The following is a 26,633-nucleotide window of genomic DNA, read 5'->3' on the forward strand; positions in this document are numbered from 1 at the left end:
AAAAAGGGACGATAACCCCAAGGTTATCGTCCCTTTCTCGTTAGGTCACCTGAGCTCGACTAATCGCGCGTCAGCTTACGGTGGATACGATGCGGCTGGGCCGCGTCCTCGCCCAGGCGCTCGATGCGATTGGCCTGATAGGCCTCGAAGTTGCCCTCGAACCAATACCAGTTGCCCGGATTCTCGTCGGTGCCCTCCCACGCCAGAATGTGTGTGGCGACGCGGTCCAGGAACATACGGTCGTGGCTAATGACCACCGAGCAGCCCGGGAACTCGAGCAGCGCCGCTTCGAGTGAGGACAGCGTCTCGACGTCGAGATCGTTCGTGGGCTCGTCGAGGAGCAGCAGGTTGCCGCCCTGCTTGAGCGTGAGCGCCAGGTTCAGACGATTGCGCTCACCACCAGAGAGTACGCCAGCGCGCTTCTGCTGGTCCTGGCCCTTAAAGCCAAAGCTCGCCACGTACGCGCGGCTGGGGACCTCGGTCTCGCCGACCATCATGTGGTCCAGGCCATCCGAGACGACCTCCCACAGGTTCTTATCGGGATCGATGCCAGAACGGTTCTGGTCGACATAGGAGATCTTGACGGTCTCGCCCACCTCGAGCTCGCCCGAAGTCAGCGGCTCCAGGCCCACGATGGTCTTGAAGAGCGTAGTCTTGCCCACACCGTTGGGGCCGATGACGCCCACGATGCCGTTACGCGGCAGGGTGAACGAAAGGTCGTCGATGAGCACACGGCCATCGAACTCCTTGTGCAGATGATGGGCCTCGAGCACCTTGTTGCCCAAACGCGGGCCCACAGGGATGCGGATGTCGGTCCAGTCGAGCTTCTGGCTTGCGCGGGCCTCGGCCTCCATCTCCTCGTAGCGAGCCAGACGGGCCTTGTTCTTTGCCTGGCGAGCCTTGGGCGAGCTGCGTACCCACTCGAGCTCGGCCTCCATGCGCTTGGCGAGCTTGGCGTCGCGGTTGCCCTGCGCCTCGATACGGGCGGCCTTGGTCTCCAGATACGTGGAGTAGTTGCCCTTGTAGGGATAAAGGTGACCGCGGTCGACCTCGCAGATCCACTCGGCAACGTTATCCAGGAAGTAGCGATCGTGCGTGACGGCAAGCACCGCGCCCTGGTAGTTGTGCAGGAAGTGCTCGAGCCACAGGATCGACTCGGCGTCCAGGTGGTTCGTGGGCTCGTCGAGCAGCAGCAGGTCGGGAGCTTCGAGCAGCAGCTTGCACAGGGCCACGCGACGGCGCTCGCCGCCAGAGAGCACGTTGACCGGCATGTCGGAATCGGGCAGCTGCAGGGCGTCCATGGCCTGGCCGAGCTTGGAATCGATATCCCAGCCGTCGGCGGCGTCGATCTCGTCCTGGAGCTTTCCCATCTCGGCCATGAGGGCGTCCATGTCGCAATCCGGGTCGCACATCTCCTCGCCGATCTTGTTGAAGCGATCGACCTTGGCGATCATGTCGCCAAATGCCATGCGCACGTTCTCGATGACGGTCTTGTCGTCGTCGAGCGGCGGCTCCTGCTGCAGGATACCCACGGTGTAGCCGGGGGTGAGCCTGGCATCGCCGTTGGAGACCTCCTCGATGCCGGCCATGATCTTGAGCAGGGTCGACTTGCCCATACCGTTGGGGCCCACGACGCCGATCTTGGCACCGGGGTAGAAGCTCAGGGTCACGTCGTCAAGGATCACCTTGTCGCCATGGGCCTTGCGAGCCTGATACATCTGATAAATGAACTCCGCCACAGTCATTTCTCCTTATCTAGCTGCGGAAATCTTCTCCCCCTCTCCGTTTTGGAAAAAGCGGAGAGGCAGTTCGCGCGTTCTAATAAAAAGGGGCATGGTTGCCCACACCCCCTAATACTACCTGGGAAAAGTCCCCCGGAACATACTATGAACTGCGTACGCTAGTTTTCCGCAACCTTAACGAGCGGCTCGCTGCGATTTGCGCCACAACAGATACGAGTAGACGTAGACGGCTCCAACCGAACCAAACGCCAGAACCGCAATCACCGCGGCGACGACTTCACTCGAAAGCACGCTGCCTGCCACGCCCATCACAATCAGGCCAATACCCAGCACCATAAAGCAGGCGCCGCCAAAACGCTGCGTACGGCGCCAGTTCTCGGGATCGGCAAGCGCCCAGGGTGTCTTGATACCGAGCGTATAGTTCTGCTTCACACGCGGCAAGTAGTTGCCTACGCCGATGAACAGCAAACCGACAACACCGGAAATCAGCACGTTGACCGAACCGACCGCCGGCACCACGCCCCAGACCGTAAGCTCTCCCAGCCAGCTTATGGCGCACATGAACAAGGTGAAGGCGATTACGAAGCCCTGGTAGAACTTGCCCGAGGTTCGATATGCCTCACCTTTGGGGTCGATGCGCGGCACCATGCAGAACAATGCGAGAAGCGCCAGAGGCAGCACGCCGAGCGCGGAGGCCATCCAACTAGGACCCCAACCGTCGACGGCGCCGTTCGCGCCCCAGTGCGTGGGAATCTGTGCAGGCAGGCTCGGCATCACCATGAGGTGCGCTACAACATTAATAGCGCAGACCACAACAAGCATGGCCCACACGCGCGACGATACCCCCGTGGCGTGAATGCCCTTGTTTTCGTTATTCATCCTTATCACCTTCCGTGTTTGTAAAGCCCATAAACCAACCGATCAAGTCCTGCATGACGGTGGTGTTTAAGCTGTAAACGATGTTTTGGCCATGACGTTCGTCGGTCACCAACCCGGCGTTTTTGAGCGTCGCCAAGTGATGGCTCAACGACGGCTTGCTGATGTCAAAATGCTCGGCAAGCTCCCCGGCCGTGCAATTGCCCTCGCGCAGCAGTTCCAAAATGTGACGCCGTGTAGGATCGGCCAGCGCCTTAAAACCCTCTCCCGGCATAAGACCTCCTCTCATCATCTCTCATGACGTGCACACTATACTCAATATTTAGATGTTTGTCTAACTATCTAATCGCAATGCTTCAAACCACATCAAAGCAAACGCCATCGCAACCTATGGGCGATTACCTATAATGGCGATAGCTAAAACACGACCTGCTTCCCCATCGGAGGATGTCTATGACCGAAACCACAGCCGCAACCCCCAACGAGACACGCGACACCAAGCTCGAGATCATCATGGGCCGCGAGGCACTCGACAAACTCGCCGCCGCCACGGTGCTGGTGCTCGGCTGCGGAGGTGTGGGCTCCAATTGCTGCGAGGCACTTGCCCGCGGCGGCATTGGTCATTTCGTCATTCTGGATAAGGACATCATCGCGCCCAGCAATATCAATCGCCAGGCCATCGCCTTTCACAGCACCGTCGGCAAGCGCAAAGTCGACGTCATGGAGGCTATGATTCACGACATCAACCCTACCGCTACCGTCATCAAGCGCACCGAATACCTGCTGAGCGACAACATCGATGATTTCTTCGCGAGCGTTTTGGAGCAGACGGACGGCAAGCTCGACTACGTCGTCGACGCCATCGACACCATCTCGGCCAAGCTCACCATTGCCAAATATGCTCAGGACCACGACATTCGTTTGGTTAGCTCCATGGGCGGGGCCAACAAGCTCCATCCCGAGTGCCTCCGCTTTGCCGACATTTTCGATACGGTACGTGACCCCATGAGCCGCATCATGCGCAAAGAATGCAAGAAGCGTGGAATCAAGAGCCTGCATGTACTGTTTAGCTGCGAGGAATCGGTTAAGACACAGCCCCGCGACCCTTCCAACATCCACGAGCGCACCGAGCTGGGAACCGCCAGCTTTATGCCGCCCATCATGGGCCAGATGATTGCCGGCGAGGTTATCCGCCAGATCAGCGGCCGCGGCACTGAGCGCGTACGCTCCGATGGCCAACGTCTGGACTAGCGGAGCGCACCGAGATGGAGCCCCGGTTATTTGATGCACACTGCCATCTTGATTTAATGGCTCACCCGGACGCCGTTGCCGATGAGGCGACGGCGCTGGGCTTGGGTCTATTTGACTGCGGCGTCAATCCGCGCGACTTTTCGGCCGCAAACGAGCGCGCCTGTCGCCAACTAGGCATCATCGCCGGCGTTGGGCTTCACCCCTGGTGGCTCGCCGATGGTCACTGCGGTTTTGTCGAAGTCAATCTGCTTTGCGAAGTTGCTGCCCAAGAACGCTACATCGGCGAAGTCGGACTCGACTTTTCCGCGCGCTTTGCTGGAAGTGAGCCGCTACAAATACAGGCACTTAACCGGCTCTGCGATGCGCTCGTGCAGCATCCTCTTACCGGGCGCGTGATATCAATTCACGCCGTTCGTTCGGCAGGAGCCGTACTGGACGTCCTCGAATCGCATGGACTACTCATCCCAAACCCCGACTCCCCCGTTATCATCTTCCACTGGTTTAGCGGTACTTCGGACGAACTCGTCCGCGCGCGTAATGCGGGCTGTTATTTTTCCGTCAACGAACGCATGCTCGCGACCAAGCGCGGTCGCGAATACGCACGACAGATTCCACTCGACCGCCTACTGCTCGAGACCGATGCGCCGGCCGAACCAAACACAGAAACAAGCGCGCAGTCGCTCATCAAATCGCTCACAAGGACCTCGATGCGCATTGCCTCACTCAAAAACTGTGACGCAAAGCGCATCGAGTCGGCAGTTTTAACAAATGCGCACTCTGTTTTTGACCTTCGCTAGCCCCGGTGGACAAAAAATGCCAGATATGAGTACTGTTGCAAATCCAGTCACATTATTTTACGGCAAAATAGTGCCTTGATAATGTGCAGCTATCCATTATCAAGGCACTTTAAGGTGGTTAAAGTCATTTTTAGCAGGTTTTAATCGCTCGCAGACACCCAACTAGGCCCTCAAAAGCTAAATTTCGCTGTTACTAAATTAGTGACAGTACTCATATTTAGCATTTTTTGTCCATGGAGTCCCGGGGAGGCGACAATTCGACTCCCCGGGACTGCTCACCTATTCGGAAATCGGCACTCCATGGCCCCAGGAGCCTTCCATGCCGCACACGGTCGAGGCAAACCCGGCAGCAAAGTCGAGTGCACGCTCGATGGCCTCGGCACCATCCTCGCCACGCTTGGCGGAATCGAGATAACACATCAGGAACGAAGCCAGGAACGAGTCGCCCGCACCCATGGTGTCCTTCAAATCCGTTACCGGTTTAGCCAGTTGGCGGTAATAACGATCGCCATCATAGGCAATGCAGCCCTCAGCGCCAGCCGTTGCCGATACGAAACGCGGACCTAGACCCCTCACCCATGCCAGACGCTCGCGAATCTCATCCTCGCTCGCGGCGTCTGCCGCGCTAAAGAATGCGAAGTCAACGTAGGGAGCAATCTGCTCGTAGTACTCGTCGGTCGAATCGTCCGAGAAGTCAAACGAAACCGTGATGCCCGCGGCCTTCAACTTGGGAAGTTCGCGCTCGGTAAAGCAATAGTTGCCCGAGTGGACTACGTCGAACTGCTTCATGTACGCAAGGTCAAAGCGATCGAGCACATAGCGAGTATCACCACGGATGCCACCCTCATTGGAGCCAAGGAAGACACGGTCACCGTCGACGACGGTCACGCGAGCCGCTCCGTTCTCGCCAATCATCTGCTCGCACTTGTCAAGCTCGATACCCTCATCCTCAAGACTCGCAATCACGTGCTCGGCAGCAGCGTCATTACCAAAGATGCCCATATACGCGGAGCGCGCGGCTCCGCATTTCTTGGCATACACGGCAAAGTTCACCGCATTGCCACCCGGATACATCGTGCGAATATGCTCGTAGCGGTCGACGACGTTGTCGCCAAACCCCAGTGCGCTCACGTTAAATGCCATAGCGCGCCCCTCTCTTATGCCAACGGAACCACTGTTGTGACAACAATGCCGCCCAGAATCTACGCGAGTTCCAGCAGCTCCGGCAGCTGGTCGATAATCTTGTCCGCGGCATCCTGGCTAAAGCCAAAGCGCTCCTCGCGCTTGGCAATAACCGTCAGGCCGGCTCGCTTACCCGCGGTAATGCCCGGAACGGAATCCTCAACGCAGCAGCAGCGATTCGCGGGCAGCCCCAGCAGGTCCAGCGCATGCAGGTAGATGTCGGGCTCGGGTTTGCTCTCCTTAAACTGCTCGCCGCTCACCACATACTCAAAGGCATCAGACAGCCCGCATGCGTTGAGCACTTCCTCGATGCTAACCATGGGAGACGAGCTGGCAAGCGCCACGCGAACGCCACGGCGCGGCAGCTCTCGAATCGTATCCACGGCGCCTGGGTTAATCAAAGCCTGATAGTCACGCGGACGCTTATGCGCCCACTCGTCCCAACGGGCCAACGCTTCCTCGCCAGTGAAGTGCCCCTTACCGGCGCGCTCAAACCAATCGACCAGCATATGCAGGAAGAACTGATGCGAGGTACCGACCTGCCCATTCAACTCCTCTTGAGTCAGATTAAGCCCAAGCTCCTTGGCAAACGCGGCAGTCTCGCCCAAGTAGTAATACTCGGTATCGACAATGACGCCGTCCATGTCAAAGATAACGGCGTCGAACGGAAATGCGGACACGGCACCCTCCCTAACAAAAGGACGCCCGCAAGCAGGCGCCCGAGCCATGCATTAATCGGCGATTCTAACCCAGCAGCTTATCCAGCGTCACCGCAATGCCATCTTCGTTGTTATCGGCGGTCACCATCTGGGCTACAGCCTTAACCTCTTCGACGGCGTTACCCATGGCAACACCGGTGCCGGCCCACTCAATCATGGACTTGTCGTTCTGGCCGTCGCCAAACGATACGACCTCACTGGCATCGATGCCGAGCTTGGGCAGGGCACCCTCGAGTGCGCGGGCCTTGTCGATACCGGGCGCCGTGTACTCAAAGTACCAGTCGGCCGTAAACATGCCCGAAAGCGTCTGCTTAAAGGGCGCATACATCTCCTCGTAATGCGCCTGCAGGTAGGCCGGATCGCCCGCCGTCAGCAGCTTGTCCACGGGATAAGCATCAGCGACCTCATGCAGGCTCTCCACCTCGCGAATCTTAAGATCGCACGCGTCGCGCTCATACTTGACGATATTCTTCTGCGAGCCGTCAGGCAGCGTGATCATGCAATGGTACGAGTCCTCGACGTGCAAATCGCGACCGAGCGAAATCATAGGGATCACGTCAAAATTACGCAGGTGATCAATCAGGCGATGCAATTCGTCGGCAGGCATAGCCTGATCGAACAGCACCTCGTCGGTCTGGGCATCGACGACGTGTGCGCCGTTAAAGGCCACCAGCAGACCGTCATGGTTTTGAAGGTCGAGCTCTTGCGCCAAGGCGTGCAGCCCCCATGCGGGACGGCCCGAAGCCAAAATGAGCTTAATGCCCGACTCCTGCGCCGCGAGCAGCTTCTCGCGCGTACGCGGGCTAATCACTTTCTGATCGTTGGTGAGCGTACCGTCGATATCCATCGCGATGGCTTTGATTGCCATATATGCCTCCCTGTCATTGAACAACCTTGTCTGAGCCATCATACAGAACACCCATCGCGACTCCGTTTACAACGGGAAAAATGTCATATTGTCCCGAACATGAACGGCGTGTGGTCGTGAAGCTTTATCGCTCAGGTCAAATACGTCTGCTAGCGACGCTCATCCGTCGGTGTGCCCTCGACGATCGCGATGCCCGCCGATGCACCTAACGCGCTGGCGCCGGCCTCGATGAATGCGCAAGCCTCTTCGTAATTATGGATACCGCCCGCCGCCTTGATTGCCACGGCATCGCCGAGCACCTCGTGCATCAGCCGCACGTCCTCGAGCTTAGCACCGCCAAAGCTTCTGCCAGTCGATGTCTTAAGGAATCCCGGCTTGGCCTCCAGCGCGATCTCGCATACACGGCGCTTGGCGGCGTCGTCGCCGTCCAGTTTGCACATCTCGACGATCACCTTGTCAGTGATGCCATGCGCGCGACAAAAATCAGCAATGGTAGTCATCTCGCGCTCGATGGCATCAAAATCGCGGTTCTCAACCGACTCCTGATTCAAAACGTAGTCAATCTCGGTAAAGCCACACGCAGCGTATTCCTCAAACCTCGCAAGCTTCTCCTCAAGCGTCATAGTGCCCTGGGGAAAGTCGATAGCGCCGGCAAGGATGATGTCAGAGCCCTCGAGCATGGCGCGGCCCGTCTCGTACTCCTGCAGGTTCGCAAATACGCAGCGAAAGTTGTACTTTAACGCCTTCTCGACATACTGCTCAAACGTGTCCTCGGGGGCATCGATATAGTCGATGTATTTATTGATGGGTTTGGCAAGCGTCATGCTGGGCCTCCTTGTTCGGAGCTGACAACCGATTCGTGGTTTCACGCGAAAAACCACGTTCAATGTACGCCCGGCATGCAAGGACAGCGTCCGCATTCCGACAAGTGGTATGAAATTAGCCGTAAACGTATATTTACGGACAGCGAATGGCACCGCATGCGGATGCCGACAGCAAGGCATCCCCCCTCAATACACCCTCATGCCCATTTAAATAGCAAGGGGCCCGTATCTGTTGGGATGCGGGCCCCTTTCGGCCATGACCTATCTCAGCAGCAAAGACCACTTGCGGTGAGCGCGGTAGAACTCGATCGCACCATCTTATCCGAGCCGGGGCACGTTCGCATAGCGTGGCGCGTGACGGTTGCAAAACCACCCCATTTGAAACAAAGGCAAAAAAGTACTTGCAAAGACGCGTTCCGACATATAAGTTGATAAAAGACCGCCGTTGCGGTTTTAAGTAGATCGAGCATATGAAGTTTGAGTTTTAGCGTGTAAGAGAAGGAAGATCGGCAAAGTACAACCCCAAACGCAATGACAACTTAATGAGGTAACTGCCACATGTGAGGCACCCAGGGCATTGCTGTCTCGATTTTGAGCACGATGCCTTCCGCCTTGCATGGGCCGTTCCATCCCGCCCCTGCAGCAACTGCCTCACGGGCTCATTGAAAACCGCATAGCACCCCAACGTCAGCACATCACCCACGGCAAGCACATCACTCACGACAACCAACACATCAACAAACAGCACGAACATCAACCGATTGGAGAAGCTATGACAAACCACCACGCTGAAGACGGCAATAAGAAAAGCATTCTGGATGCCCGCATTGAGCGAGCATATGCAAACGAATATGACGCCGCCTTTGCCGCCGCGACCATCAAGAACTACGCGTCGCTACCGCTCGCGACGATCTTGGCCGACCACCCTCAACTGCTGAAGCGCTGCACAAAGATCATGGGCGACCCCGACATTCGCAAGCTGACAGACCCCTATGCCCCAAAACGCGACAACGATTCGTACGTTCTTACCGTAGGCTGCCTAGCCCATATGCTTACGGCGCTTGACACGAAACTCAAGCTCGAATGGGAACCCGACGAGCGTCATGAACTCGAAAGCAAGCGGAACACCCTGCGCACCGCACTGTTCCTTCCGTTGGACGGCCTCAAGCGCTGCAACGTCGAGCTCAATACACAGGCGCGGCAAAAGCCCGGGACCACGGGGCAGAAAACTCCAAGACCCCATGCGGCCATCGTCGACCGCAACCGATATAACCGCATGACCGCGCATTTTTCTGCCGAGGGAACAGCCATAAGGACGCTAATCGACCTGCTGTGCCTCCTGAGCATCAACGAGCTATTTGAGGGCTATCTCGCCCTTGTTCCCGCGACGGCACCCAAGTCGGTAGCAAAGATCATCGAGACCTGCAGACGCCAGTTTGAGCGCCATCGCAATGGCAGCGAGATGAACGCCAGCATCGCGCAGTACTACGCGGCTCATTACAAAAATGACGGATGTGCCCCTGTCGAGCATCAGCTGCGGCTCGCCTACACCACGCCCGCCGCAACGCTCTATCGCTTTGGAGCCCTTGGCGCTTGCGAGCCGCACGAACAGGCAGTCTGCCCCACAACCGAGCTCGATCTCAGGCTCGGACGAACCCTGTAGCCCGCCAGCCCCTCCGCGGGCAACAATCCTATTCCACAACACAACCAACAGAAAGGAGTCCTCATGGACACCAATCATTCCCCCATCATCAGCCCCCTCACCATGCGTGAATCCGCCCGAGGCATCACGCTCACCAGCATTTACGATGAGATGCTCGCCCGTCGCGAGCTCTCCGTCATGGGAAACATCGAAACCCCGATGGCCCACGACCTATGCCAGCAGATCCGCCTGCTCGATGCCACCGACCCCAGCCGCCCCATCACCATATTTGTCGCCAGCGCCGGCGGAAGCGTGCGATCGGGCCTTGCGATCTATGACGCCATGCGCCTCGCATCGTGCCCCATCCGCACCGTCTGTCTGGAATTCGCCGCGTCCATGGGCGCCGTGATCTTTATGGGCGGCGACGATCGCCGTATGGCGCCCCATGCAGAGCTCATGATTCACGACCCGCTGATCCCCCAGGGGGCAGGCGGCTCGGCACTTGCGCTGCAAGAAACCAGCCGGCGTCTCATGCAGACCCGCAAGACCCTCACGCAAATCCTCTCGGACCGCAGCGGCCTCACGCCCAAGCGCATCCAGTCCCTCACTGCAAAAGACACCTACCTTTCGGCCGAGCGCGCCGTCGAGCTCGGCTTTGCCCACGAAATCCTCTCGACCACCAAGGAGGTCGCCCATGTCTAACCTCGCCAGCCGCCTCGCCGCATCTAAGTCCGCATCGTCCACCATCCTCGCCAAGGATCGAACGCTTTCCTGCGACACCCGCCAAACGGGACTCAACAACAACGCACTTGTGATCGGCCCCTCGGGAGCCGGCAAGACCCGAAATGTCCTCAAGCCCAACCTGCTGCAAATGAACGCAAGCTACATCGTGCTCGACACCAAAGGCACGCTCTGTCGCGAAGTGGGACCCGTGCTGGCAGCCCACGGTTACCGCGTGCAATGCCTCAACTTCGCCGACCTCAACACCGTCCCGGCCCTTGCGCCCGGCATCGAGCGCTGCGGCTACAGCCCCCTGAGGCACATTCGCCGCAAGGCGGACGGCAGGCCCAACCAGCAGGACATCCTCTCGGTGGCAAAGGCCATCTGCCCCATCGAGGACAACAACCAGCCTTTTTGGGATCATGCGGCGGCAAACCTGCTGTCGTGTCTTATCGCCTACGTCACCGAACAGCTACCCGCCGACGAGCAGACGATCAGCTCGGTCATCAAGCTGATCGAGCACCTGCAGGACGGTGCCACGGGTCGATTGTTTGACGACCTGATCACGACCGACCCCCAAAGCTATGCCCTCTCGCTATGGCGGCGCTACGCCATTACGCAAAATGCCGAGCGCATGCACGCGAGCATCGTCGGCATCCTTGCCGAAAAGGTCATGTGTCTGGGATTCGACGGTGCGGCACAGCTCTATCGTGAGTGCCATCAGGTGAACTTCGCTTCCATGGGACACACCCCCTGCGTCCTGTTTGTAACCGCGAGCGATATTGACCGCAATCTCGATCCGCTGACCGGCCTCTTTATTTCGCAGGCGTTTATGGGCCTCATTCGTGAGGCCGATAGGCAGCCCGACGGCAGCCTGCCCGTGCCCGTGCGCTTTATGCTCGATGACTTCGCAAATCTGCAGATCCCCCAGATCGACAACGTGCTCTCGATTATCCGAAGCCGCAACATCTGGGCAACGCTGCTGCTGCAGTCGACCAACCAGCTCGATGCGCTCTATGGCGAGGCACGCGCACGCTCCATCATGGGCAACTGCGACACGCATCTGGTGCTGGCGTTCCAGGATCCCGAGAGTGCCCGGGTGTTTTCCGACCGCGCCGACGCGCTGCCCAGCACGCTCATGGCGACGCCGATCGATCGCTCGTGGCTCTTTGTGCGCGGTCGCACTCCCGAACAGGTCGAGCGCTTTAGGCTCGAAGACCATCCGCTCTACGGGGAGCTGCCCGAGGCGCAGCGAGACCATGCGGAGGCCGAGATCTAGGCGCAGGGTTCTCGCGGCGCGCGGCGCCCCAGCGATGTTCCACAAAGGCCGTGCGCCCCGGGACTACGGCAAAGCAAAGGGGCCCGCATCCGATAGGATACGGGCCCCTGACTATAAGGCGCGATGCGTTAACAGCAGCGACTACTTGCGATGCGCGCGATAGAACTCGATGAGCGCCTGGGTCGAAGCGTCCTGCTCGGCCTTGGCGGCGTCATCGTGGAAGGCCGGGGTAATCTGCTTGGCAAGCTGCTTGCCCAGCTCGACGCCCCACTGGTCGTAGGAGTCGATGCCCCAGACCGTGCCCTCGACAAACGTGATGTGCTCGTACAGGGCGATGAGCTCGCCGAGTGCGAACGGGGTCAGCGTGTCGCCGAAGATCGAGGTCGTCGGGCGATTGCCCTCAAAGCAACGGGCCGGGACGATCTGCTCGGGCGTGCCCTCGGCACGAACCTCATCGGCCGTCTTACCAAAGGCGAGCGCCTTGGTCTGGGCCAGGAAGTTGCCCAGGAACAGCTCGTGGACATCCTGGCCGCCGTCGGTCGCAGGGTTGGCGGTATTGGCGAAGGCGATGAAGTCGGCCGGAACCACCACAGTGCCCTGGTGCAGCAGCTGATAGAAGGCATGCTGGCCGTTGGTGCCGGGCTCGCCCCAGAAGATCTCACCGGTGTCGGAGGTCACGGCGCTGCCGTCCCAGCGGACATGCTTGCCGTTGGACTCCATGGTGAGCTGCTGCAGGTAGGCCGGGAAGCGGTGCAGGTACTGGCAGTACGGCAGCACGGCGTGGCTCTTGGAACCGAAGAAGTTGACGTACCAGACATTGAGCAGGCCCATCAGCGCGACGGCGTTGTTCTCGAGCGGGGTGTTGCAGAAGTACTCGTCGATGGCGTGGAAGCCCTCGAGGAACTGCTGGAAGCGCTCGGGGCCGAGCACGACGATCAGCGACAGGCCCACGGCGGAGTCAACGGAATAGCGGCCACCGACCCAGTTCCAGAAACCGAAGGCGTTGGCGGGGTCGATACCGAAGGCCTCGACCTTCTCGAGTGCGGTGGAAACGGCGACGAAGTGCTTTGCCACGGCCTCGGCGTTCTGCTCATCGGAGCCGTCGATGGCGCCCTGAGCCTTGAGCTGCTCGAGCATCCAGGTCTTGACCTCGCGGGCGTTGGTGAGGGTCTCGAGCGTGGTGAAGGTCTTGGAGACGATGATTACGAGCGTGGTCTCGGGATCCAGGCCCTTGAGCTTCTCGGCCTGGTCGTTGGGGTCGATGTTGGAGATGTAGCGGCAGTCGATACCGGCGTCGGCATAGGGACGCAGAGCCTCGTAGGCCATGACCGGGCCCAGGTCGGAGCCGCCGATGCCGATGGACACCAGATGCTCGATCTTCTTGCCGGTAACGCCCTTCCACTCACCGGAGCGCACGCGCTCGGCGAAGGCATACATGCGGTCGAGGACCTCGTGCACGTCGGCGACGACGTCCTGGCCGTCGACGATGAGCTGGCCCTTCTCGCTTGCCGGGCGGCGCAGCGCGGTGTGCAGGACAGCGCGGTCCTCGGTAGTGTTGATGTGCTCGCCAGAGAACATGGCGTCGCGGCGCTCCTCGAGCTTCACCTCGCGGGCAAGATCGCACAGCAGCTTGACGGTCTCATCGGTCACCAGGTTCTTCGACAGATCGAAGTGCAGGTCACCGGCGTCAAAGCTCAGCTTGTTCACGCGGTCGGCGTCAGCAGCGAACCAGGCCTTGAGGTCGATACCTTCGGCCTCGAGCTTCTCCTGATGAGCCTCGAGCGCCTTCCAAGCGGCAGTCGACGTAGCATCGATAGGTGCGGCAACAGTTGCCATAGAGTCCTCCTCAGCATACGGGCGCACGCCTCCATGCGCCCGGACATTCAGATGCCACTATTCTAGCGCAGGTCAAGACTACAATCAGCGAGCGTTGCCAATCGGCCCCCAAACGGCAACCGATTAAAAAGGGACAGGCTTATTTTGGCAGGTCAAACGCTTTACCAACCAAAAATAACCCGTCCTTTTATGGCAAATATTAGGCCGCGGCGCAGATGCTACCGAGCAACTCACGCAGAGGAGACCCGATGCCCTCCAGCAGTTCGGGTGCGATAATGGCAAAAACGGGAACCTCACCGGTGCCCACGACAGCAGGCGCCTTGCCCTCCGAGAGAATGCATCCATAAGGGACAAAACCGTCTTCGCCGGCATCGAGCGCCGCCATGCGACGCGCGAGCTCGCGCGCAAAGCCAGCAGTATCGGCATCGCCAATCGCCAGGACAAAGTCCACGCCCTCATCGGTTGCCAGGGCTACGGCCTCATCGACCAAATCGTCTCCCCCGTCGCCCCCGGCCGAACCGCAACGAAAGAGTACGCGTTCGAGCAGGGCACGATCGAGCGAGCCCAGCGCCGCCGAAACGAGCTCATCGCGCGTGTGCTTGTCGCCTCCCAGCACGACCAGTACCTTGGTGCCGCCATAGTGGGCAACCAATCGCCCGCACCAGCGAGCCACATCCCCATCCGCAACCAAGCGCGTCGGCATACCAAACCCATAGTTGACCATTATCCCCACAACCCTTCCGTGCTTTATGGTGGTATCGATCGTTAGGCTCATGCTACGAAGCGAGCTTTTCCGAGCTGTTTCGCGCTCTTTAGGGCTGCGTTAAAACCCCGATGAAGCCGCACGACCATACTTGCCAAAAAGGGACAGATTTTGACGGTGTCCGTGCAAGCGGGTATTATCGAACAGGTATTCGATAAGAACATGTGTTTGATGGAAGGGCACGGATGGCGCACGAGCAGCACACCTATATCTGCATCGACCTCAAGACGTTTTATGCCAGCGTCGAGTGCGTCGACCGTGGGCTCGATCCGCTCACCACCAACCTGGTCGTTGCCGACGAATCGCGCGGACGCACGACCATCTGCCTCGCTATCACGCAGGCCATGAAGGACTTAGGTATTCACAACCGCTGCCGTCTGTTCGAGATTCCCGACGGCATCGACTGCATCAAAGCAGTGCCGCGCATGCAGCACTACATGGAGGTGTCGGCGCAAATCTACGGCATCTATCTGGAATACGTCAGCCCCCAGGACGTGCACGTCTACTCAATTGACGAGTGCTTTATCGACGTGACACCCTATCTGGACCTCTATCACACCGATGCGGAAGGCTTCGCCTGCATGTTGCGCGACGAGGTCCTGGCGCGCACCGGCATCACGGCGACGGTCGGCATCGGCCCCAACCTATTCCAGGCCAAGGTTGCACTCGATATCACCGCCAAGCACGTACCCAGCCGCATCGGCATACTCGACGATGAGACCTTTCGCAAGGAAATCTGGCCCCATCGTCCCATCACCGATATCTGGGGCATCGGCCCCGGCGTGGCAGCACGACTCGAAAAATACGGCGTCTACGATCTGATGGGCGTCGCGGCGCTCGACGAAAACCTGCTTTACGACGAGCTCGGCGTCAATGCCGAGTATCTCATCGACCACGCCTTCGGACGCGAGCCGACAACCATCGCCGATATCCAAGCCTATCGCCCGCAAGCAACTTCGACCACCACAGGACAGGTGCTCTCGAAGGGCTATGCCTACGAGCAGGCCTACACCGTCTTGCGCGAGATGGTCGACAACGCCGTGTTGGACTTGATCGATAAGCACGTGGTCTGCGACAGCATCTCGCTCTTTGTGGGCTACGCGAGCGAGCGCGCCGACATACGCAGGCTTGATGCCAGCGGTACTGCACAATATGTGGACGGATGCGGACACCTGCGCTCGAGTACGTCGAGCATCGAACCCACCGCAACCGCCGGCCCCGAGCTCGCGCCCCGTGCTCCCAAGCCCGTCCAGCGCGATGACGAACGGCGCCGCCTGGTGCGCGAAGCGCAGGCAATCGATGGCATCTTTGTGGGAGAGCATGGTGGCAAACCGCGTGGTGGCTATGCCGCGCTCTTTGCGCACTCCAACGCCTCGCGCAAGCTGCCCGAGCGTACCAATTCGTTTAAGAAGATCATGGGCTATTTCGATGAGCTCTGGGCGCAGACTGTCGATCCCAAACGACCGGTCAAGCGCATCAACCTGGGCTTTAGCAATCTTGTGCCCGAGGAATTTGCCACCATCGATCTGTTCAGCGATATCGAGGCCGATGAGCGCGAGCGCGACCTGGCGCGCGCCGTCCTGGCCGTGAAAGGCAAGTACGGCAAGAACGCGCTCGTCAAGGGATTAAGCTTTACCGCCGGCGCCACCGCGCGCGAGCGCAACGATCAAGTTGGAGGACACCGTGCCTAAACCCAAACAACAGCCCATGCGCCCGCCGACCGCCTTCGAGCGCCTGGCGGACCCCGAGGGCAGACGCCGCGCAGCCGACCCCAACCTCACTGCCAACGGTGCCGTGCGCGCCAACCGCGCCGCACAGTTTATGCCCTTTGCCGCCCTCACGGGATACTACGAACTCGTGCGCAAGCAGGAAATCACCGTCGAGCAAAAACGTGAGCTCACGGAAGAAAAAGCCCTCGAGCTTTCGCAAAAGCTCGAGGGCCTCAAACGCGGCGACTTGGTGCGCGTCACCTATTACGATACGTACGGCTATCGTAGCCGCACGGGCATTCTCGACGAAGCGTTACCCGCATTCAAGCTGCTCAAACTCAGGGATATCGCCATCAACTTCGACGATATCCAGGACATTGAGCTACGCGGACGAGCCTAGCGACGAGAACGCTTGCGCAAGACGAGAGCAATGCCAAGCACTGCGGCAGCTGCAACCAGCAATCCCAAGACCAGCGTGAGGGTCGAGTCGCCAGCGCGAGGCAGCGAGCCGTCCTTCGGAGTCTTCTTAGCGGTCGTCGTGACGGTGGTCGTGGTGCTGCTCGACTGGTCGTTGCCACCCGTCTGGCTGCCGCCAGGCTGATCGCCGCCACCCGGCTGCGAAGGATCGGTGGGTTCCGTCGGATCCGGAGTACCGGGATCAACCGGATTCTCCGAATTCTCCTTGCGCTGGATCCAGACCTGGCAACCATAGAACGGGTTGGCGGTACCAAGGCACAGACCCTGGTTGGTCACCGCAAAGGTGCGCAGACCATGGTTATACGGATCGTTAAAGCCATTGGTCGTCAGCGTCGTAAAGTTCACGCCGTCCTCGGTCACATACATATCAAAGCCGCGCTCGGCATCGCGCAGGTAACACATGCACGTAAGGACACTCTGCAACTTCTTGAGGTTCTCCTCGCTCAGCAGCTTATCGAGCGCATCCTGAATATCGCTCGGCAGCTCGGTGCCATAGGCATCCTCGTACTGCTGCTTAAGGCTCTCATAGCTATCGAGCATGTCCTGATACTGGTCGGCAAAGGACTTGAAGTACGCGATCTCGCCATCGATCTTCTGGACATAAGCGGCGTCGTCCTCAAAGTCCTGGGACATCGTCGCGGCCTGATCGCAAAGACCGCCCGCGGCATCCTCCAGCGCATCGCTCAGATCGCCAAAGCCCTTAGCAACCTCGGTCTTCTCGTCATCGACATCGACGGCCTTGTTTGAATCATCAACCTCAGCAGCTTCGTTCGAATCATCGACCTCGACGGCCTCGTTTGAATCATCGTCCGCAAGCGTGTTCACGGGAACGATGGGGTCGTCAGGCGATTTCTTGTCGAGCAGGTGATCGAGCAGGTCCCTAAGGCGCTGAACCTGAGAGTCCCACTCCTCGGGCGTCATATCGATAATGTCGCCATTGGAGAACTGGCCGATCGGCTCAAGCAGGCTCGCGGTATCAAAGGTACCGATATACAGCTTGCCGTCGAACTTCTGCATGCGCCAAATGTACTGGTTCTCGTTTCGGCCAAAGCCCGAAGTCAGGCCGGAAATACCGCCCTCGGGGAACATGTCGGTGCGATCGCCAACGACGAGCTCCATGTTCTCGTCCTTGTCCATGCGATAGATGTTAACCGACTGCTCAAGATTGGCATTCACAAACGAGCAGTCAACGCCACCCATGCTGCTCTTGCCGCCCTCTTCGGTGTTGGATTTGTTGAACAGGATGCGCTCGAGGGCAATCTCCTCGTCGTTGTATTCACCGATATAGAGGTAGTCGTTGTAGACGATGAGGTTGGCAGCGCCAGAACGGGTACGGGCAGGATCGATGCCAAAGCAGTACTTTGCACCGTCCGTCTTCTGATCGCCGACAATGGGAGTCCACGAATAGCTGCCGTCGGCATTCTTGTCGCCACGGACCATGGCAAACGACTGCATGGAATTATCATCGGGAGCGTTCTCGGGCGTACCGGTGCAGATGGTCGCATAGAGATGGCCATTGTACGAGACCATATCCCAAATGGCGCCGCCGTAGATGCTGTCCTGATAGCGAATCGCCGGATAGCCAAACAGCGTCTCCGAGTTGGCAATCTCGGTGAAGCTGTCCTGGCCCTTCGAGGGGTCAGACGACGTCAGGATTGTCGACACAAAATTACCGTTCGCGTCTTTACCCACATTACTGATGACGAGCTGGCCATCATGGACGCACATGCCGCGGATACCGGTAGAAATGCCCTGCTTGTAGGCAGCACCGTAATCCTGCATGCTCGAAAGGCCCTGATAGACAACTTTGTACTCATCCGTCTTAGGATCGATCTCGTATACAGCAGGCAGGCCGCCTTTGCCGTCATTGGTCCTGACGCTGCCGCAGAAATAGAGCTTACCCTTATAGCTCACGGCATTGCGGAACAAAGGAGCGACGCCGTTGAGCGATTCAGAGAGTAGCAGCTTGGTCTCACCGGTCTTGGTGTTGATCTTGACCAAGATGCCGCCGCTGTCCTTGTCGGCCGTGCCGTCCTCCTTCTGCTGTCCATAGAAGAAGGTACCGTTAAACATGGCCTCCAGCGTCAGGCGCATGGTTTCGACATCAAAGGAATCGCCCAGCGTGCTGTTCATGAGCGTCAGCGTGTTGCCCATCGCCGCATAGCAGGTGCCCACATAAAGCCAGTCACCATAGCTCGCAGCCGCCCAAGTGTAGCTCTGGCCGCGATCGCCTTCGTTGTTGGCCGTATTACCATCGGCGCCCGGAACGGCAACGGCACCGTTACCCTGGTAGTCGACGATGCCATCCGGCTGCGACGTTCCTACCGTAGGATGCGAGAGCTTCTCAAAGGAATACCCATTTCCCGCATTGTATGTAACGGCACCCGATGCGTCTTCGGCGTGCGCCGGCAGCGGCGATACCAAGATAGCGGCAAGCGCTGCCACCAAGCCAAGTGTTCCCACTCGTCTCATAAGGTTATAGCCTCCCCTGTCCTAAAGCCCAGTTTTAGCATTCTTCATTTCTGTCCACGGTTAATTGCAATCTGAGCACAGCAATAATCAGTGTATAAATATACACCTGTAATTTTTTGGACGGGTTCATAGATGCTCGATTGGTAGCGAATTCCACGCAAACCGTCACCAAACTCCACTTTTGCCGCATCTAAAGGTTATTTTTGCGCAAATTTTTGGATGCCGATAGTCACAATGGGCAGGAGGCTGGTACCCACCGGAGAGGGCAACGCCTACATTTTCATAACGTAATAGCCCGCACCCCTCACTGCCGTCTCGAGTGTGTCGCGATCAACCGGGCGCTTCGAGCGCACGCGTGCCGTGTGGTCCGCGTACGTTACCGTAGCCCACACGCCATCAAGCGCATTGAGGGCATTCGTCACATTCCGGGCGCAGCCGTCGCAACTCATGCCGCCGATAAGGAGTTCCTCACGATAGGGGTAGTGGGACTCGTCGGTGTCTGCCACCACAACCTTTTTGGCCTTCTTGCCGCTCGCACCATCGCTGCAGCAGCTCTTCCCGTGTGTCGAAGCGGCAATGCGACGCAGTCCAAAAAACATGCCGACGGCAATGACGGCCAGCACGATGAGATTCGCAGGGTTGAGCAAGTCACTCATGCGTTCCCCTTTCAAGTAGCACTATCTAGATACCCCCATGGGGTGTCCCCATCTTAACCCAAAATCATGTCCGTTCGGTCAATTAGTTTCCCTCTTCAAACTTTTTTGTTGACCATGGCTTACTTTCGTGTATAAGTTTTCCTAGGCTAACAAGTGAGGGCTCGAAAGGGGCAACGTGACTCGAACCATTGACATCCCAACATACCAAACGGCCGTCGTGCGCAACTGCTCCCCTACGCTCGCAGGTATCAAGCCGGCTTCGCTCTTTACCTATCCCGGCGTTTACGCCAACCAAAACGGAAAACTCGGCGTAGCTCAAATCGAAGAGCGACGCTCTCGCCTGCTCGCCGTCATAGCCCAATGCAACCGCGAGCTCCAGCCACTCGGGATCCATATGAGCGTTTTGGTCTGGCGCCCCTGCGGAGCGCTCATCTATGTGTACCGCCCAGCGGACCTCATGCGATACCTCTCCGACCCCCGCGCCACGACGGCGCTTGCCGCCGAAGGCTACGATGTCCATAACCTGCCCGCATCCCTGGTGCATCTCGCCGCGCGCATCACGCTGGCAAGCAGCAATGCCGCAGAAAGTGCCTATGACGGCAGTGTCTGCGCACTCGCGCGAAATAGGCACTGCGATACGGGGTGCATGTGCGAGTTCCCCCACGAAATTGGCTATTTTTTGGGCTATCCCTATGAAGATGTCCATCAGTTTATCGTCCAGCACGGCGAAAACTATAAGGTCTTTGGCGCATGGAAGGTATACACGAACGTCGAACAGGCGCTCACGACCTTCGATTCCTATCGCGCATGTACGCAATACCTTACCTACATCTATCAACAGGGCTGCACCCTGGGACAACTTGTCCAGGCAACCCGATAGAGCATACAAAACGCGGCCGCACGCCGCACAACCGAAAGGAAAACATATGAGCAAGATCGCAGTCGTCTACTGGAGCGGCACGGGCAACACCGAGGCCATGGCAAACTTCGTTGCCGAGGGCGCAACCGGTGCCGGCGCCGAGACAGAGGTCATCTCCTGCGCCGACTTCTCCGCAGACAAGGCCGCTGGCTATGACGCCATTGCCTTCGGCTGCCCCGCCATGGGCTCCGAGGAACTCGAGTACGATGAGTTCCAGCCGATGTGGGACGAGGTCAAGGAGACTCTCGGCGACAAGAAGGTCGTCCTCTTTGGCTCCTATTCGTGGGCCGAGGGCGAGTGGATGGACAACTGGAAGGCCGACGCCGACGAGGCAGGCGTCAACGTGGTCGACTCCGTCATCTGTTACGACGCCCCCGACGACGAGGGCGAGACCGCCTGTCGCGCGCTTGGAGCGGAGCTGGCCTAGCGGCAATGAGCTCCGCCCGTAACGCGCTCTGCACCAAAACACATTCGCGTCCCAACAAAAACGGGAGCCGGATCACATCCAGCTCCCGTTTTCTGCTATGCCAGTCATATAAAGCGACTACGAGATATTGCCCAAGAACGCCTTGGTGCGCTCGCTCTTGGGGTGGTCGAAGACCTCGCTCGGCGTACCCTCTTCCACAATGACGCCGCCGTCCATAAAGACGACGCGGTCGGCGACATCGCGGGCAAAGCCCATCTCGTGCGTCACGACGATCATGGTCATACCGTCGTGCGCCAGGTCGCGCATGACGCCCAGGACGTCGCGCACGAGCTCAGGGTCGAGCGCCGAGGTGGCCTCGTCAAAGAGCATGACGTGCGGGTTCATCGACAGGGCGCGGGCGATGGCAACGCGCTGCTGCTGGCCGCCCGAAAGCTGACTCGGCATAAAATCGATGCGCTCGGCAAGACCGACCTTGGTCAGCTCCTCGACGGCGATCTTCTCGGCCTCTTCCTTGCTGCGCTTGAGCACCTTTTGTTGCGCAAGAATGACGTTCTTTTTGACCGACAAGTGCGGGAACAGGTTGAACTGCTGAAAGACCATGCCCAGGTGCGTACGCACTTTGTTGAGGTCGACACCCTTGGCGCACACATCCACGCCCTCAACGATAATCGAGCCGCTCGTGGGATGCTCCAGACGATTGATGCAGCGAAGCATCGTAGACTTGCCCGAGCCCGAGGGGCCCAAGACCACAACGACCTCACCCTTGTGCACATCCAGATCGATATCGCGCAGGACCACGTTGTCGCCAAAGGCCTTCTGGAGGTTCTTGATGCTGACGACGACCTCGTTCGAGTTATTGGTTTCGCTCATGATAGGACCTCCTTACAGACCGGCGATGTGATCGGCAGGCGTCGCGACAACCTGTCCGGCGCTCTTGGCGGGACGCTTCTTCTTGGTCTCGGCCGTGCCCAAAAGCCTCGCCTCAAGACCGCTCACCAAGCGAGCGAGCGGCAGGGTGATGACCAGATAGAACAGGGCGGCAACCACGTACGGTGTAATGGAGCCCGTCGTGGCCACGATGGTACGGGCGTTCATGACGATCTCGACCACGCCCACGGCCGCAAGCAGCGACGTATCCTTGTAAAGCAAGATAAACTCGCTGGTCAGCGTAGGCAAAACATTGCGGAACGTCTGCGGAATCATAACGTAGAGCAGTGTCTGGAAGGCATTCATGCCCAGCGAGCGAGCAGCCTCGTTCTGACCCTTGGGGATCGACTGAATACCGGCACGGAAAATCTCGCACAGGTACGCAGACGAGTTCATGGCCATGACGATAACGCCAAGCACGTAGTCATCAACCTTGACGCCGGCCAACGGCAGACCGAAGAACGCGATATAGATCTGCAGGAACGCCGGCGTACCGCGGATGATATTCACATAGATGCCGGCGAGGCAGCGCAGGATGCGCGACTTGGAGATGCGCATGAGCGACAAGGCAAAGCCAAAGGGAATTGCCAGCGGAAACGCCACAAGCACGATCGAGAGCGACATAAGGAAGCCCTTAAAGACGATCGGCAGGCTTTGGACCAAAATGACCGGGTTTAAGAACAGGCGCAGGAACATATTGGAGTTCCAGGCCTCGACCCACGGCTGCTCCTTAAGATCGGCCAGGAAGTTATCGAATGCCGTCACGCCCTTGATCTCCACCGACGGAATCTTGGAGATCTTCTTGGTCGAGCCATCGGCCAAAGTGCAGGTGCCGCTAAAGGCCTCATCGCCGCCCTCGACGGGGAAGGTCACGCCGTAAACCTCGACACGGAAAAAGCCGCCGGCAGGCGCCGTCTCGCCAAAGTCGATCTTGAGCGTCTGGCCGTCAGCCTTGCACGTGGGCTTCATGGGCGTACGATCCATGAGGTCCTCGCCCGAGAGCATCGTCAATCGCGTGTCATCGGTACCAAACGTCGTGCCGTCGACAAACGTCAGCGAAAGACCGCTCAGCTCCTCGTCGGCATCGGCCTGGACCTCCCAGGTAATGCGCGTCTCGGTACCGCCGACCACAGCGCTGCCCGAACCAGTGTTGGGTCGGGCGGTAATCTTTGCGGTCTCAAGCGCCTGGGCGGTCGTGGGCGCATATGCCCCTGCGCACACCAGCGCGAGCGCCACGGCCATGGCGCAGGCTAGCTTTTGGAGCAAGGCGGGCAGTGGAAAACGCTGCTCCGCGGCCCCTTTGTTCAGTCGAGACAAGGTGGCTCCTATCGTAGAAGTTGCCGGCAAAACGAGACGGAAACACTCTCCGTCGAGAGAAGCGCAAAGGCCCTCTCCGCAAAACGGAAAGGGCCTTTGCGCAATCAAGCATCTATTTACTTGATGCTGTACTTAGCCATGAGGGCGTCGACGGTACCGTCGTCGGTCAGGTCCTTGATGGCCTGGTTGATGTCGTCCTTGAGCTTGGTGTTGCCCTGGTTGATGGCGATGGCGTACTCCTCGCCGGTGCTGATCTGCTTAATGGTCTGGCAGGTGTTGAACTGCTCGGCGGTCAGCTGGCTGGCAACGGAGCGGTTGGTGACTACGGCGTCACCCTTATCGGACTGCAGGGCGCTGAAGCACTCGGTAGCGTCCTTGTAGGGGACGATCTTGGCCTTGGGGAAGTTCTCCTGGGCAAAGGACTCGGCGGTCGAGCCAGACTGAACGATGATGGTAGCGTCGGCGTTGTTGAGCTTCTCGCTGTAGTTGTCGGCCGTGATGTCGGTGTTATCGACCTTGGTCACGATAGCCTGATCGTCCATGTAGTAGGAATCGGAGAAAGTGACTTCCTTCTCACGCTCGGGCGTGTCGGTGATAGCCGCGATGGAGACGTCGTACTTGGCGCCCGAAGCGACACCCGGAACCAGCGTGTCAAAGTCATTGTTGACGTACTCGACATCCAGGCCCAGCTTGTCACCGATAGCCTTGATGAGCTCAAGGTCAAAGCCCTGGTAGTCGCCGTTGTCATCCTTGTACTCAAACGGCGCGTACTCGGCAGAGGTGCCGACGGTCAGCGTGCCGTCCTTGACGAGCGCGTACTCCTTGGAGCCGTCGACCTTCTCGACCTTAGCGTCGTCAGAGCTGCTGGAACCGGCATCAGAACCAGAGGTGGCGTTGGACGAACCGCAGCCCGTCAGAGCAAGGGCGAGCGCCATAGCACCCGTGGCGGCAAATGCGCCAAGCTTCTTCAGCTTCATAATCAGTCTCCTTCCGGTGACCTCGTTTGATTCAGAGGTCTGCAAAAACTGTTGGCTATTATGCACCCGGAATTACGAATCTGCAATGAGAAAACTGATTGAAACAAACCCATAACGTGAATGGAATACTCTACTTTGTGACAGTCATTACTGCTGCAATGACCTTAATAGTCTAATTTCAGCTGCATAACCTGCAAGTTCGTTCGGAGTCTCCAAAATAAACGGCAGCGAACGCAAGTGGCCATTCGATACAATATTCTGCATAACCTGCATACCTCCACCAAATTCCTCACTGCCAAGGTATCCCTTGCCGATGCACTCGTGACGATCTTTATGGGCGCCACAAGGGTTCTTCGAATCGTTGATGTGTACGGCATGCAAGCGATCGATACCCACCACGCGGTCGAACTCGTCGAGTACGCCGTCCAGATCATGGATGATGTCGTAGCCGGCATCGCTCACATGGCAGGTGTCCAAACAAACGCCCAGCTTATCGGACAGCTCTGGGCACTTGGCGGCAACGCCCTCGATAATGCACGCCAGTTCCTCAAAGCTGCGGCCCACCTCGGTGCCCTTGCCGGCCATGGTCTCGAGCAGCACCGTCGTCTGCTGGCCCTCAAACATCACCTGACACAGGGTGTCGACAATCATCTGAATGCCGGCGTCGGAGCCCTGCCCCACATGCGCACCGGGATGGAAGTTGTAGTAGTTGCCGGGCAGCGCCTCCATGCGCCGCAGGTCCTCTGCCATAGCCTCCAAGGCGAACTCGCGCGCCCGCTCTTTGGCAGAACAGGGGTTGTAGGTATACGGGGCATGCGCCACCAGCGGTCCAAAGTCGTTTTGCGACATAAGCTCGCGCAGAGCCGCCACGTCATCCATGTCAAGTTCTTTTGCCTTGCCACCGCGCGGGTTGCGCGTAAAGAACGCAAAGGTATTGGCGCCAATGGACAACGCCGTCTCCCCCATTGCCCGATAGCCCTTCGTCGTCGAAAGATGACACCCGATCGTCAGCATCTCCAGCTCCCTCCTCATCAGTTGCGGAAAAATACGGTCTATTGGTGCCTTATTTTGGCGCAAACAGACCGTATTCCACCGCAAGTTATAAAAGGGGCATCAGGAGCAAAGGCCTCCAGGCATTCCAAGCGCTGGCGCCATGCCCCCACGCCCTAAAGTTTCAAGCGAATCGCATCGATGATGTGCGCACAGCGCTGTGTGGCGGCTAGGGACATGATGGGGCTTTCGAGTTTCCCCGCCTGAATGAGCTGCGTCGCATGCGACGCCTCACCGTAAAAATCATCGACTTCAAATGGTGCATCGATTTCGAGTACTCGACCGTCGGAATACTTCACATGGGCGAGCTCGGGGCGATGGAGACGCTCGATTTCCAACGAACCCCGCTCACAGGCAATCGTTAAGCGGCTTTCATATGTTGCTTTGCCGTCGCACACCATATGAATGGGTATACCGCCGACGCTCATATGGATCTCGTCGGCCCAATCGACGCGACCGCCCGATACGTCACGCCAGCGAACTTCACGGGACGAAACCTCGCACGCGCCCGCGAGCAAATCCTCAAACCAACCGACCGCATAGCAGCCCATGTCATATAGACAGCCGCCCTGCAACGGATCAAGCAGATAGCCCGAAGGAGACTCGCCGTAATCGAGCTTTTGCACGCTTTCAATCGAGACAATACGGCCAAGCTCACCCGACGCAAGCAAGTCCTTCACGCGAGTGCGCATCGGGCAAAACCGATTCTTCATCGCCTCCATAAACAGCACGCCGCGCTCGCGAGAGATGGAGGCAATCGAGAGAGCCTCTTCCTCACTCAAAACGGCCGGCTTTTCGCACAGCACGGCCTTTCCGGCGCGCAGCGCGCGACAGGCCCAACGCGTATGCATGCCATGCGGAAGAGCCAAGTAGATTGCGTCGACATCGGGGTCGGCAATCAGCGCGCCATAAGCCGCGTCGCCGTTATTGTCGACCGAGGCATGGCCATGCGCAGCATCGATCGAAAACGCTCGGCAAAATTCCTCGACATGTGCAGGAGTGCGGCCGGCCGCAGCCACAAGCCGTGCCCCGTCCACCTCCTTGAGCGACGATGCAAATCGATGCGAAATGTGCCCGGCGCCTAAAACGCCCCAACGAACCTCACGCAAATCATTTCGTAAACCTCGGTCACCCACGATAGCCTCCCATCAGTTGCGGTGAAATAGTTCCTGTTGATGCCTTATTCTGCCGCAAACAGGAACT

General features: G+C 58.6%; 25 protein-coding genes. 9 read left to right on the plus strand and 16 right to left on the minus strand.

The window, feature by feature from the left end; all coding sequences use genetic code 11:
* Positions 1-59 precede the first annotated feature (59 nt).
* From ettA to PMX60_RS05955, 3 genes are all read right to left on the minus strand, one after another.
* Positions 60-1,739, minus strand: coding sequence for an energy-dependent translational throttle protein EttA (ettA, locus tag PMX60_RS05945; protein ID WP_055251458.1), 1,680 nt, complete (start codon positions 1,737-1,739; stop codon positions 60-62).
* A gap of 177 nt (positions 1,740-1,916) precedes the next feature.
* Positions 1,917-2,621 (minus strand): SdpI family protein, encoded by a 705-nt coding sequence (locus tag PMX60_RS05950; protein ID WP_271747229.1) that lies wholly within the window; start codon positions 2,619-2,621, stop codon positions 1,917-1,919.
* Positions 2,614-2,892: an autorepressor SdpR family transcription factor gene (locus PMX60_RS05955; protein WP_117794490.1), complete on the minus strand. Its 279-nt coding sequence runs from the start codon at positions 2,890-2,892 to the stop codon at positions 2,614-2,616. Before PMX60_RS05955 ends, PMX60_RS05950 begins: the two co-directional genes overlap by 8 nt.
* A gap of 179 nt (positions 2,893-3,071) precedes the next feature.
* On the opposite strand from PMX60_RS05955, the gene PMX60_RS05960 reads away from it, so the two are divergent.
* Together PMX60_RS05960 and PMX60_RS05965 are read left to right on the plus strand one after the other, a co-directional pair.
* Entirely contained in the window at positions 3,072-3,869 is a 798-nt protein-coding gene (locus tag PMX60_RS05960; protein ID WP_271747230.1) for a tRNA threonylcarbamoyladenosine dehydratase, read from the plus strand.
* 14 nt (positions 3,870-3,883) lie between these two features.
* Positions 3,884-4,666: a TatD family hydrolase gene (locus tag PMX60_RS05965; RefSeq protein WP_271747231.1), complete on the plus strand. Its 783-nt coding sequence runs from the start codon at positions 3,884-3,886 to the stop codon at positions 4,664-4,666.
* A gap of 279 nt (positions 4,667-4,945) precedes the next feature.
* On the opposite strand, the gene PMX60_RS05970 is transcribed toward PMX60_RS05965, so the two are convergent.
* The 4 genes from PMX60_RS05970 to deoC form a co-directional block, all read right to left on the minus strand.
* Positions 4,946-5,809 carry a PfkB family carbohydrate kinase gene (locus PMX60_RS05970; protein WP_271747232.1) on the minus strand — a complete coding sequence of 288 codons (864 nt, stop codon included), beginning with the start codon at positions 5,807-5,809 and terminating at the stop codon, positions 4,946-4,948.
* Between the two features lie 59 nt (positions 5,810-5,868).
* A complete protein-coding gene (locus PMX60_RS05975) occupies positions 5,869-6,528 on the minus strand; it encodes an HAD family hydrolase (RefSeq protein ID WP_230317444.1) in 660 nt (219 codons plus the stop codon).
* A 64-nt stretch (positions 6,529-6,592) separates the two neighbouring features.
* Positions 6,593-7,435 carry a Cof-type HAD-IIB family hydrolase gene (locus PMX60_RS05980; protein ID WP_195444518.1) on the minus strand — a complete coding sequence of 281 codons (843 nt, stop codon included), beginning with the start codon at positions 7,433-7,435 and terminating at the stop codon, positions 6,593-6,595.
* Positions 7,436-7,584: 149 nt separating this feature from the next.
* Positions 7,585-8,259: a deoxyribose-phosphate aldolase gene (deoC, locus tag PMX60_RS05985; protein ID WP_271747233.1), complete on the minus strand. Its 675-nt coding sequence runs from the start codon at positions 8,257-8,259 to the stop codon at positions 7,585-7,587.
* 772 nt (positions 8,260-9,031) lie between these two features.
* On the opposite strand from deoC, the gene PMX60_RS05990 reads away from it, so the two are divergent.
* From PMX60_RS05990 to PMX60_RS06000, 3 genes are all read left to right on the plus strand, one after another.
* Positions 9,032-9,922 (plus strand): hypothetical protein, encoded by an 891-nt coding sequence (locus PMX60_RS05990; RefSeq protein WP_271747234.1) that lies wholly within the window; start codon positions 9,032-9,034, stop codon positions 9,920-9,922.
* 63 nt (positions 9,923-9,985) lie between these two features.
* On the plus strand, positions 9,986-10,603 hold the full coding sequence (locus PMX60_RS05995; RefSeq protein ID WP_022094432.1) for an ATP-dependent Clp protease proteolytic subunit: 618 nt from the start codon (positions 9,986-9,988) through the stop codon (positions 10,601-10,603).
* Positions 10,596-11,900 (plus strand): type IV secretory system conjugative DNA transfer family protein, encoded by a 1,305-nt coding sequence (locus PMX60_RS06000; protein WP_271747235.1) that lies wholly within the window; start codon positions 10,596-10,598, stop codon positions 11,898-11,900. The genes PMX60_RS05995 and PMX60_RS06000 overlap by 8 nt, the downstream gene beginning before the upstream one ends.
* Before the next feature lie 141 nt (positions 11,901-12,041).
* Here the strand turns inward: PMX60_RS06000 and pgi are convergent, their stop codons facing one another.
* Positions 12,042-13,736 carry a glucose-6-phosphate isomerase gene (gene pgi, locus PMX60_RS06005; RefSeq protein ID WP_035138859.1) on the minus strand — a complete coding sequence of 565 codons (1,695 nt, stop codon included), beginning with the start codon at positions 13,734-13,736 and terminating at the stop codon, positions 12,042-12,044.
* A gap of 199 nt (positions 13,737-13,935) precedes the next feature.
* Entirely contained in the window at positions 13,936-14,460 is a 525-nt protein-coding gene (locus tag PMX60_RS06010; RefSeq protein WP_271747236.1) for an iron-containing alcohol dehydrogenase, read from the minus strand.
* A gap of 224 nt (positions 14,461-14,684) precedes the next feature.
* On the opposite strand from PMX60_RS06010, the gene PMX60_RS06015 reads away from it, so the two are divergent.
* Positions 14,685-16,190, plus strand: a complete 1,506-nt coding sequence (locus PMX60_RS06015) for a Y-family DNA polymerase (RefSeq protein ID WP_052044227.1) — start codon at positions 14,685-14,687, stop codon at positions 16,188-16,190.
* Positions 16,183-16,608 (plus strand): hypothetical protein, encoded by a 426-nt coding sequence (locus PMX60_RS06020; protein WP_227790077.1) that lies wholly within the window; start codon positions 16,183-16,185, stop codon positions 16,606-16,608. The genes PMX60_RS06015 and PMX60_RS06020 overlap by 8 nt, the downstream gene beginning before the upstream one ends.
* Here the strand turns inward: PMX60_RS06020 and PMX60_RS06025 are convergent.
* Both PMX60_RS06025 and PMX60_RS06030 read right to left on the minus strand, forming a co-directional pair.
* Positions 16,605-19,157, minus strand: a complete 2,553-nt coding sequence (locus PMX60_RS06025; protein ID WP_271747237.1) for a hypothetical protein — start codon at positions 19,155-19,157, stop codon at positions 16,605-16,607. The two genes, PMX60_RS06020 and PMX60_RS06025, sit on opposite strands and share 4 nt — an antisense overlap.
* Before the next feature lie 272 nt (positions 19,158-19,429).
* Entirely contained in the window at positions 19,430-19,813 is a 384-nt protein-coding gene (locus PMX60_RS06030) for a heavy-metal-associated domain-containing protein (RefSeq protein WP_161144864.1), read from the minus strand.
* Between the two features lie 175 nt (positions 19,814-19,988).
* On the opposite strand from PMX60_RS06030, the gene PMX60_RS06035 reads away from it, so the two are divergent.
* Both PMX60_RS06035 and PMX60_RS06040 read left to right on the plus strand, forming a co-directional pair.
* Positions 19,989-20,693, plus strand: coding sequence for a DUF3793 family protein (locus PMX60_RS06035; RefSeq protein ID WP_271747238.1), 705 nt, complete (start codon positions 19,989-19,991; stop codon positions 20,691-20,693).
* Between the two features lie 46 nt (positions 20,694-20,739).
* Positions 20,740-21,159 carry a flavodoxin gene (locus tag PMX60_RS06040; RefSeq protein WP_271747239.1) on the plus strand — a complete coding sequence of 140 codons (420 nt, stop codon included), beginning with the start codon at positions 20,740-20,742 and terminating at the stop codon, positions 21,157-21,159.
* A 117-nt stretch (positions 21,160-21,276) separates the two neighbouring features.
* Here the strand turns inward: PMX60_RS06040 and PMX60_RS06045 are convergent, their stop codons facing one another.
* From PMX60_RS06045 to PMX60_RS06065, 5 genes are all read right to left on the minus strand, one after another.
* On the minus strand, positions 21,277-22,029 hold the full coding sequence (locus PMX60_RS06045; RefSeq protein ID WP_271747240.1) for an amino acid ABC transporter ATP-binding protein: 753 nt from the start codon (positions 22,027-22,029) through the stop codon (positions 21,277-21,279).
* Between the two features lie 12 nt (positions 22,030-22,041).
* Positions 22,042-23,403 (minus strand): amino acid ABC transporter permease, encoded by a 1,362-nt coding sequence (locus PMX60_RS06050; RefSeq protein ID WP_229055681.1) that lies wholly within the window; start codon positions 23,401-23,403, stop codon positions 22,042-22,044.
* A gap of 116 nt (positions 23,404-23,519) precedes the next feature.
* Positions 23,520-24,380 (minus strand): ABC transporter substrate-binding protein, encoded by an 861-nt coding sequence (locus PMX60_RS06055; protein WP_271747241.1) that lies wholly within the window; start codon positions 24,378-24,380, stop codon positions 23,520-23,522.
* A 147-nt stretch (positions 24,381-24,527) separates the two neighbouring features.
* Positions 24,528-25,394 (minus strand): deoxyribonuclease IV, encoded by an 867-nt coding sequence (locus PMX60_RS06060; RefSeq protein ID WP_271747242.1) that lies wholly within the window; start codon positions 25,392-25,394, stop codon positions 24,528-24,530.
* Positions 25,395-25,546: 152 nt separating this feature from the next.
* The gene (locus PMX60_RS06065) at positions 25,547-26,566 is read right to left on the minus strand and encodes a Gfo/Idh/MocA family protein (protein ID WP_271747243.1); all 1,020 of its coding nucleotides are present in this window, start codon (positions 26,564-26,566) and stop codon (positions 25,547-25,549) included.
* Positions 26,567-26,633: the final 67 nt, after the last annotated feature.

Origin of the sequence: Collinsella aerofaciens (assembly GCF_028206995.1) — a bacterium.
Taxonomy (GTDB): Bacteria; Actinomycetota; Coriobacteriia; order Coriobacteriales; family Coriobacteriaceae; genus Collinsella; species Collinsella aerofaciens_AQ.

What these genes read in the sequence shown, in the direction of transcription:
- PMX60_RS05950 (WP_271747229.1), bottom strand. Translation starts at nt 2,621, where the DNA reads ATGAATAACGAAAACAAGGGCATTCACGCCACGGGGGTATCGTCGCGC.
- PMX60_RS05955 (WP_117794490.1), bottom strand. Translation starts at nt 2,892, where the DNA reads ATGCCGGGAGAGGGTTTTAAGGCGCTGGCCGATCCTACACGGCGTCAC.
- PMX60_RS05960 (WP_271747230.1), top strand. Translation starts at nt 3,072, where the DNA reads ATGACCGAAACCACAGCCGCAACCCCCAACGAGACACGCGACACCAAG.
- PMX60_RS05965 (WP_271747231.1), top strand. Translation starts at nt 3,884, where the DNA reads ATGGAGCCCCGGTTATTTGATGCACACTGCCATCTTGATTTAATGGCT.
- PMX60_RS05970 (WP_271747232.1), bottom strand. Translation starts at nt 5,809, where the DNA reads ATGGCATTTAACGTGAGCGCACTGGGGTTTGGCGACAACGTCGTCGAC.
- PMX60_RS05980 (WP_195444518.1), bottom strand. Translation starts at nt 7,435, where the DNA reads ATGGCAATCAAAGCCATCGCGATGGATATCGACGGTACGCTCACCAAC.
- deoC (WP_271747233.1), bottom strand. Translation starts at nt 8,259, where the DNA reads ATGACGCTTGCCAAACCCATCAATAAATACATCGACTATATCGATGCC.
- PMX60_RS05990 (WP_271747234.1), top strand. Translation starts at nt 9,032, where the DNA reads ATGACAAACCACCACGCTGAAGACGGCAATAAGAAAAGCATTCTGGAT.
- PMX60_RS05995 (WP_022094432.1), top strand. Translation starts at nt 9,986, where the DNA reads ATGGACACCAATCATTCCCCCATCATCAGCCCCCTCACCATGCGTGAA.
- PMX60_RS06000 (WP_271747235.1), top strand. Translation starts at nt 10,596, where the DNA reads ATGTCTAACCTCGCCAGCCGCCTCGCCGCATCTAAGTCCGCATCGTCC.
- pgi (WP_035138859.1), bottom strand. Translation starts at nt 13,736, where the DNA reads ATGGCAACTGTTGCCGCACCTATCGATGCTACGTCGACTGCCGCTTGG.
- PMX60_RS06010 (WP_271747236.1), bottom strand. Translation starts at nt 14,460, where the DNA reads ATGGTCAACTATGGGTTTGGTATGCCGACGCGCTTGGTTGCGGATGGG.
- PMX60_RS06015 (WP_052044227.1), top strand. Translation starts at nt 14,685, where the DNA reads ATGGCGCACGAGCAGCACACCTATATCTGCATCGACCTCAAGACGTTT.
- PMX60_RS06025 (WP_271747237.1), bottom strand. Translation starts at nt 19,157, where the DNA reads ATGAGACGAGTGGGAACACTTGGCTTGGTGGCAGCGCTTGCCGCTATC.
- PMX60_RS06030 (WP_161144864.1), bottom strand. Translation starts at nt 19,813, where the DNA reads ATGAGTGACTTGCTCAACCCTGCGAATCTCATCGTGCTGGCCGTCATT.
- PMX60_RS06040 (WP_271747239.1), top strand. Translation starts at nt 20,740, where the DNA reads ATGAGCAAGATCGCAGTCGTCTACTGGAGCGGCACGGGCAACACCGAG.
- PMX60_RS06045 (WP_271747240.1), bottom strand. Translation starts at nt 22,029, where the DNA reads ATGAGCGAAACCAATAACTCGAACGAGGTCGTCGTCAGCATCAAGAAC.
- PMX60_RS06055 (WP_271747241.1), bottom strand. Translation starts at nt 24,380, where the DNA reads ATGAAGCTGAAGAAGCTTGGCGCATTTGCCGCCACGGGTGCTATGGCG.
- PMX60_RS06060 (WP_271747242.1), bottom strand. Translation starts at nt 25,394, where the DNA reads ATGCTGACGATCGGGTGTCATCTTTCGACGACGAAGGGCTATCGGGCA.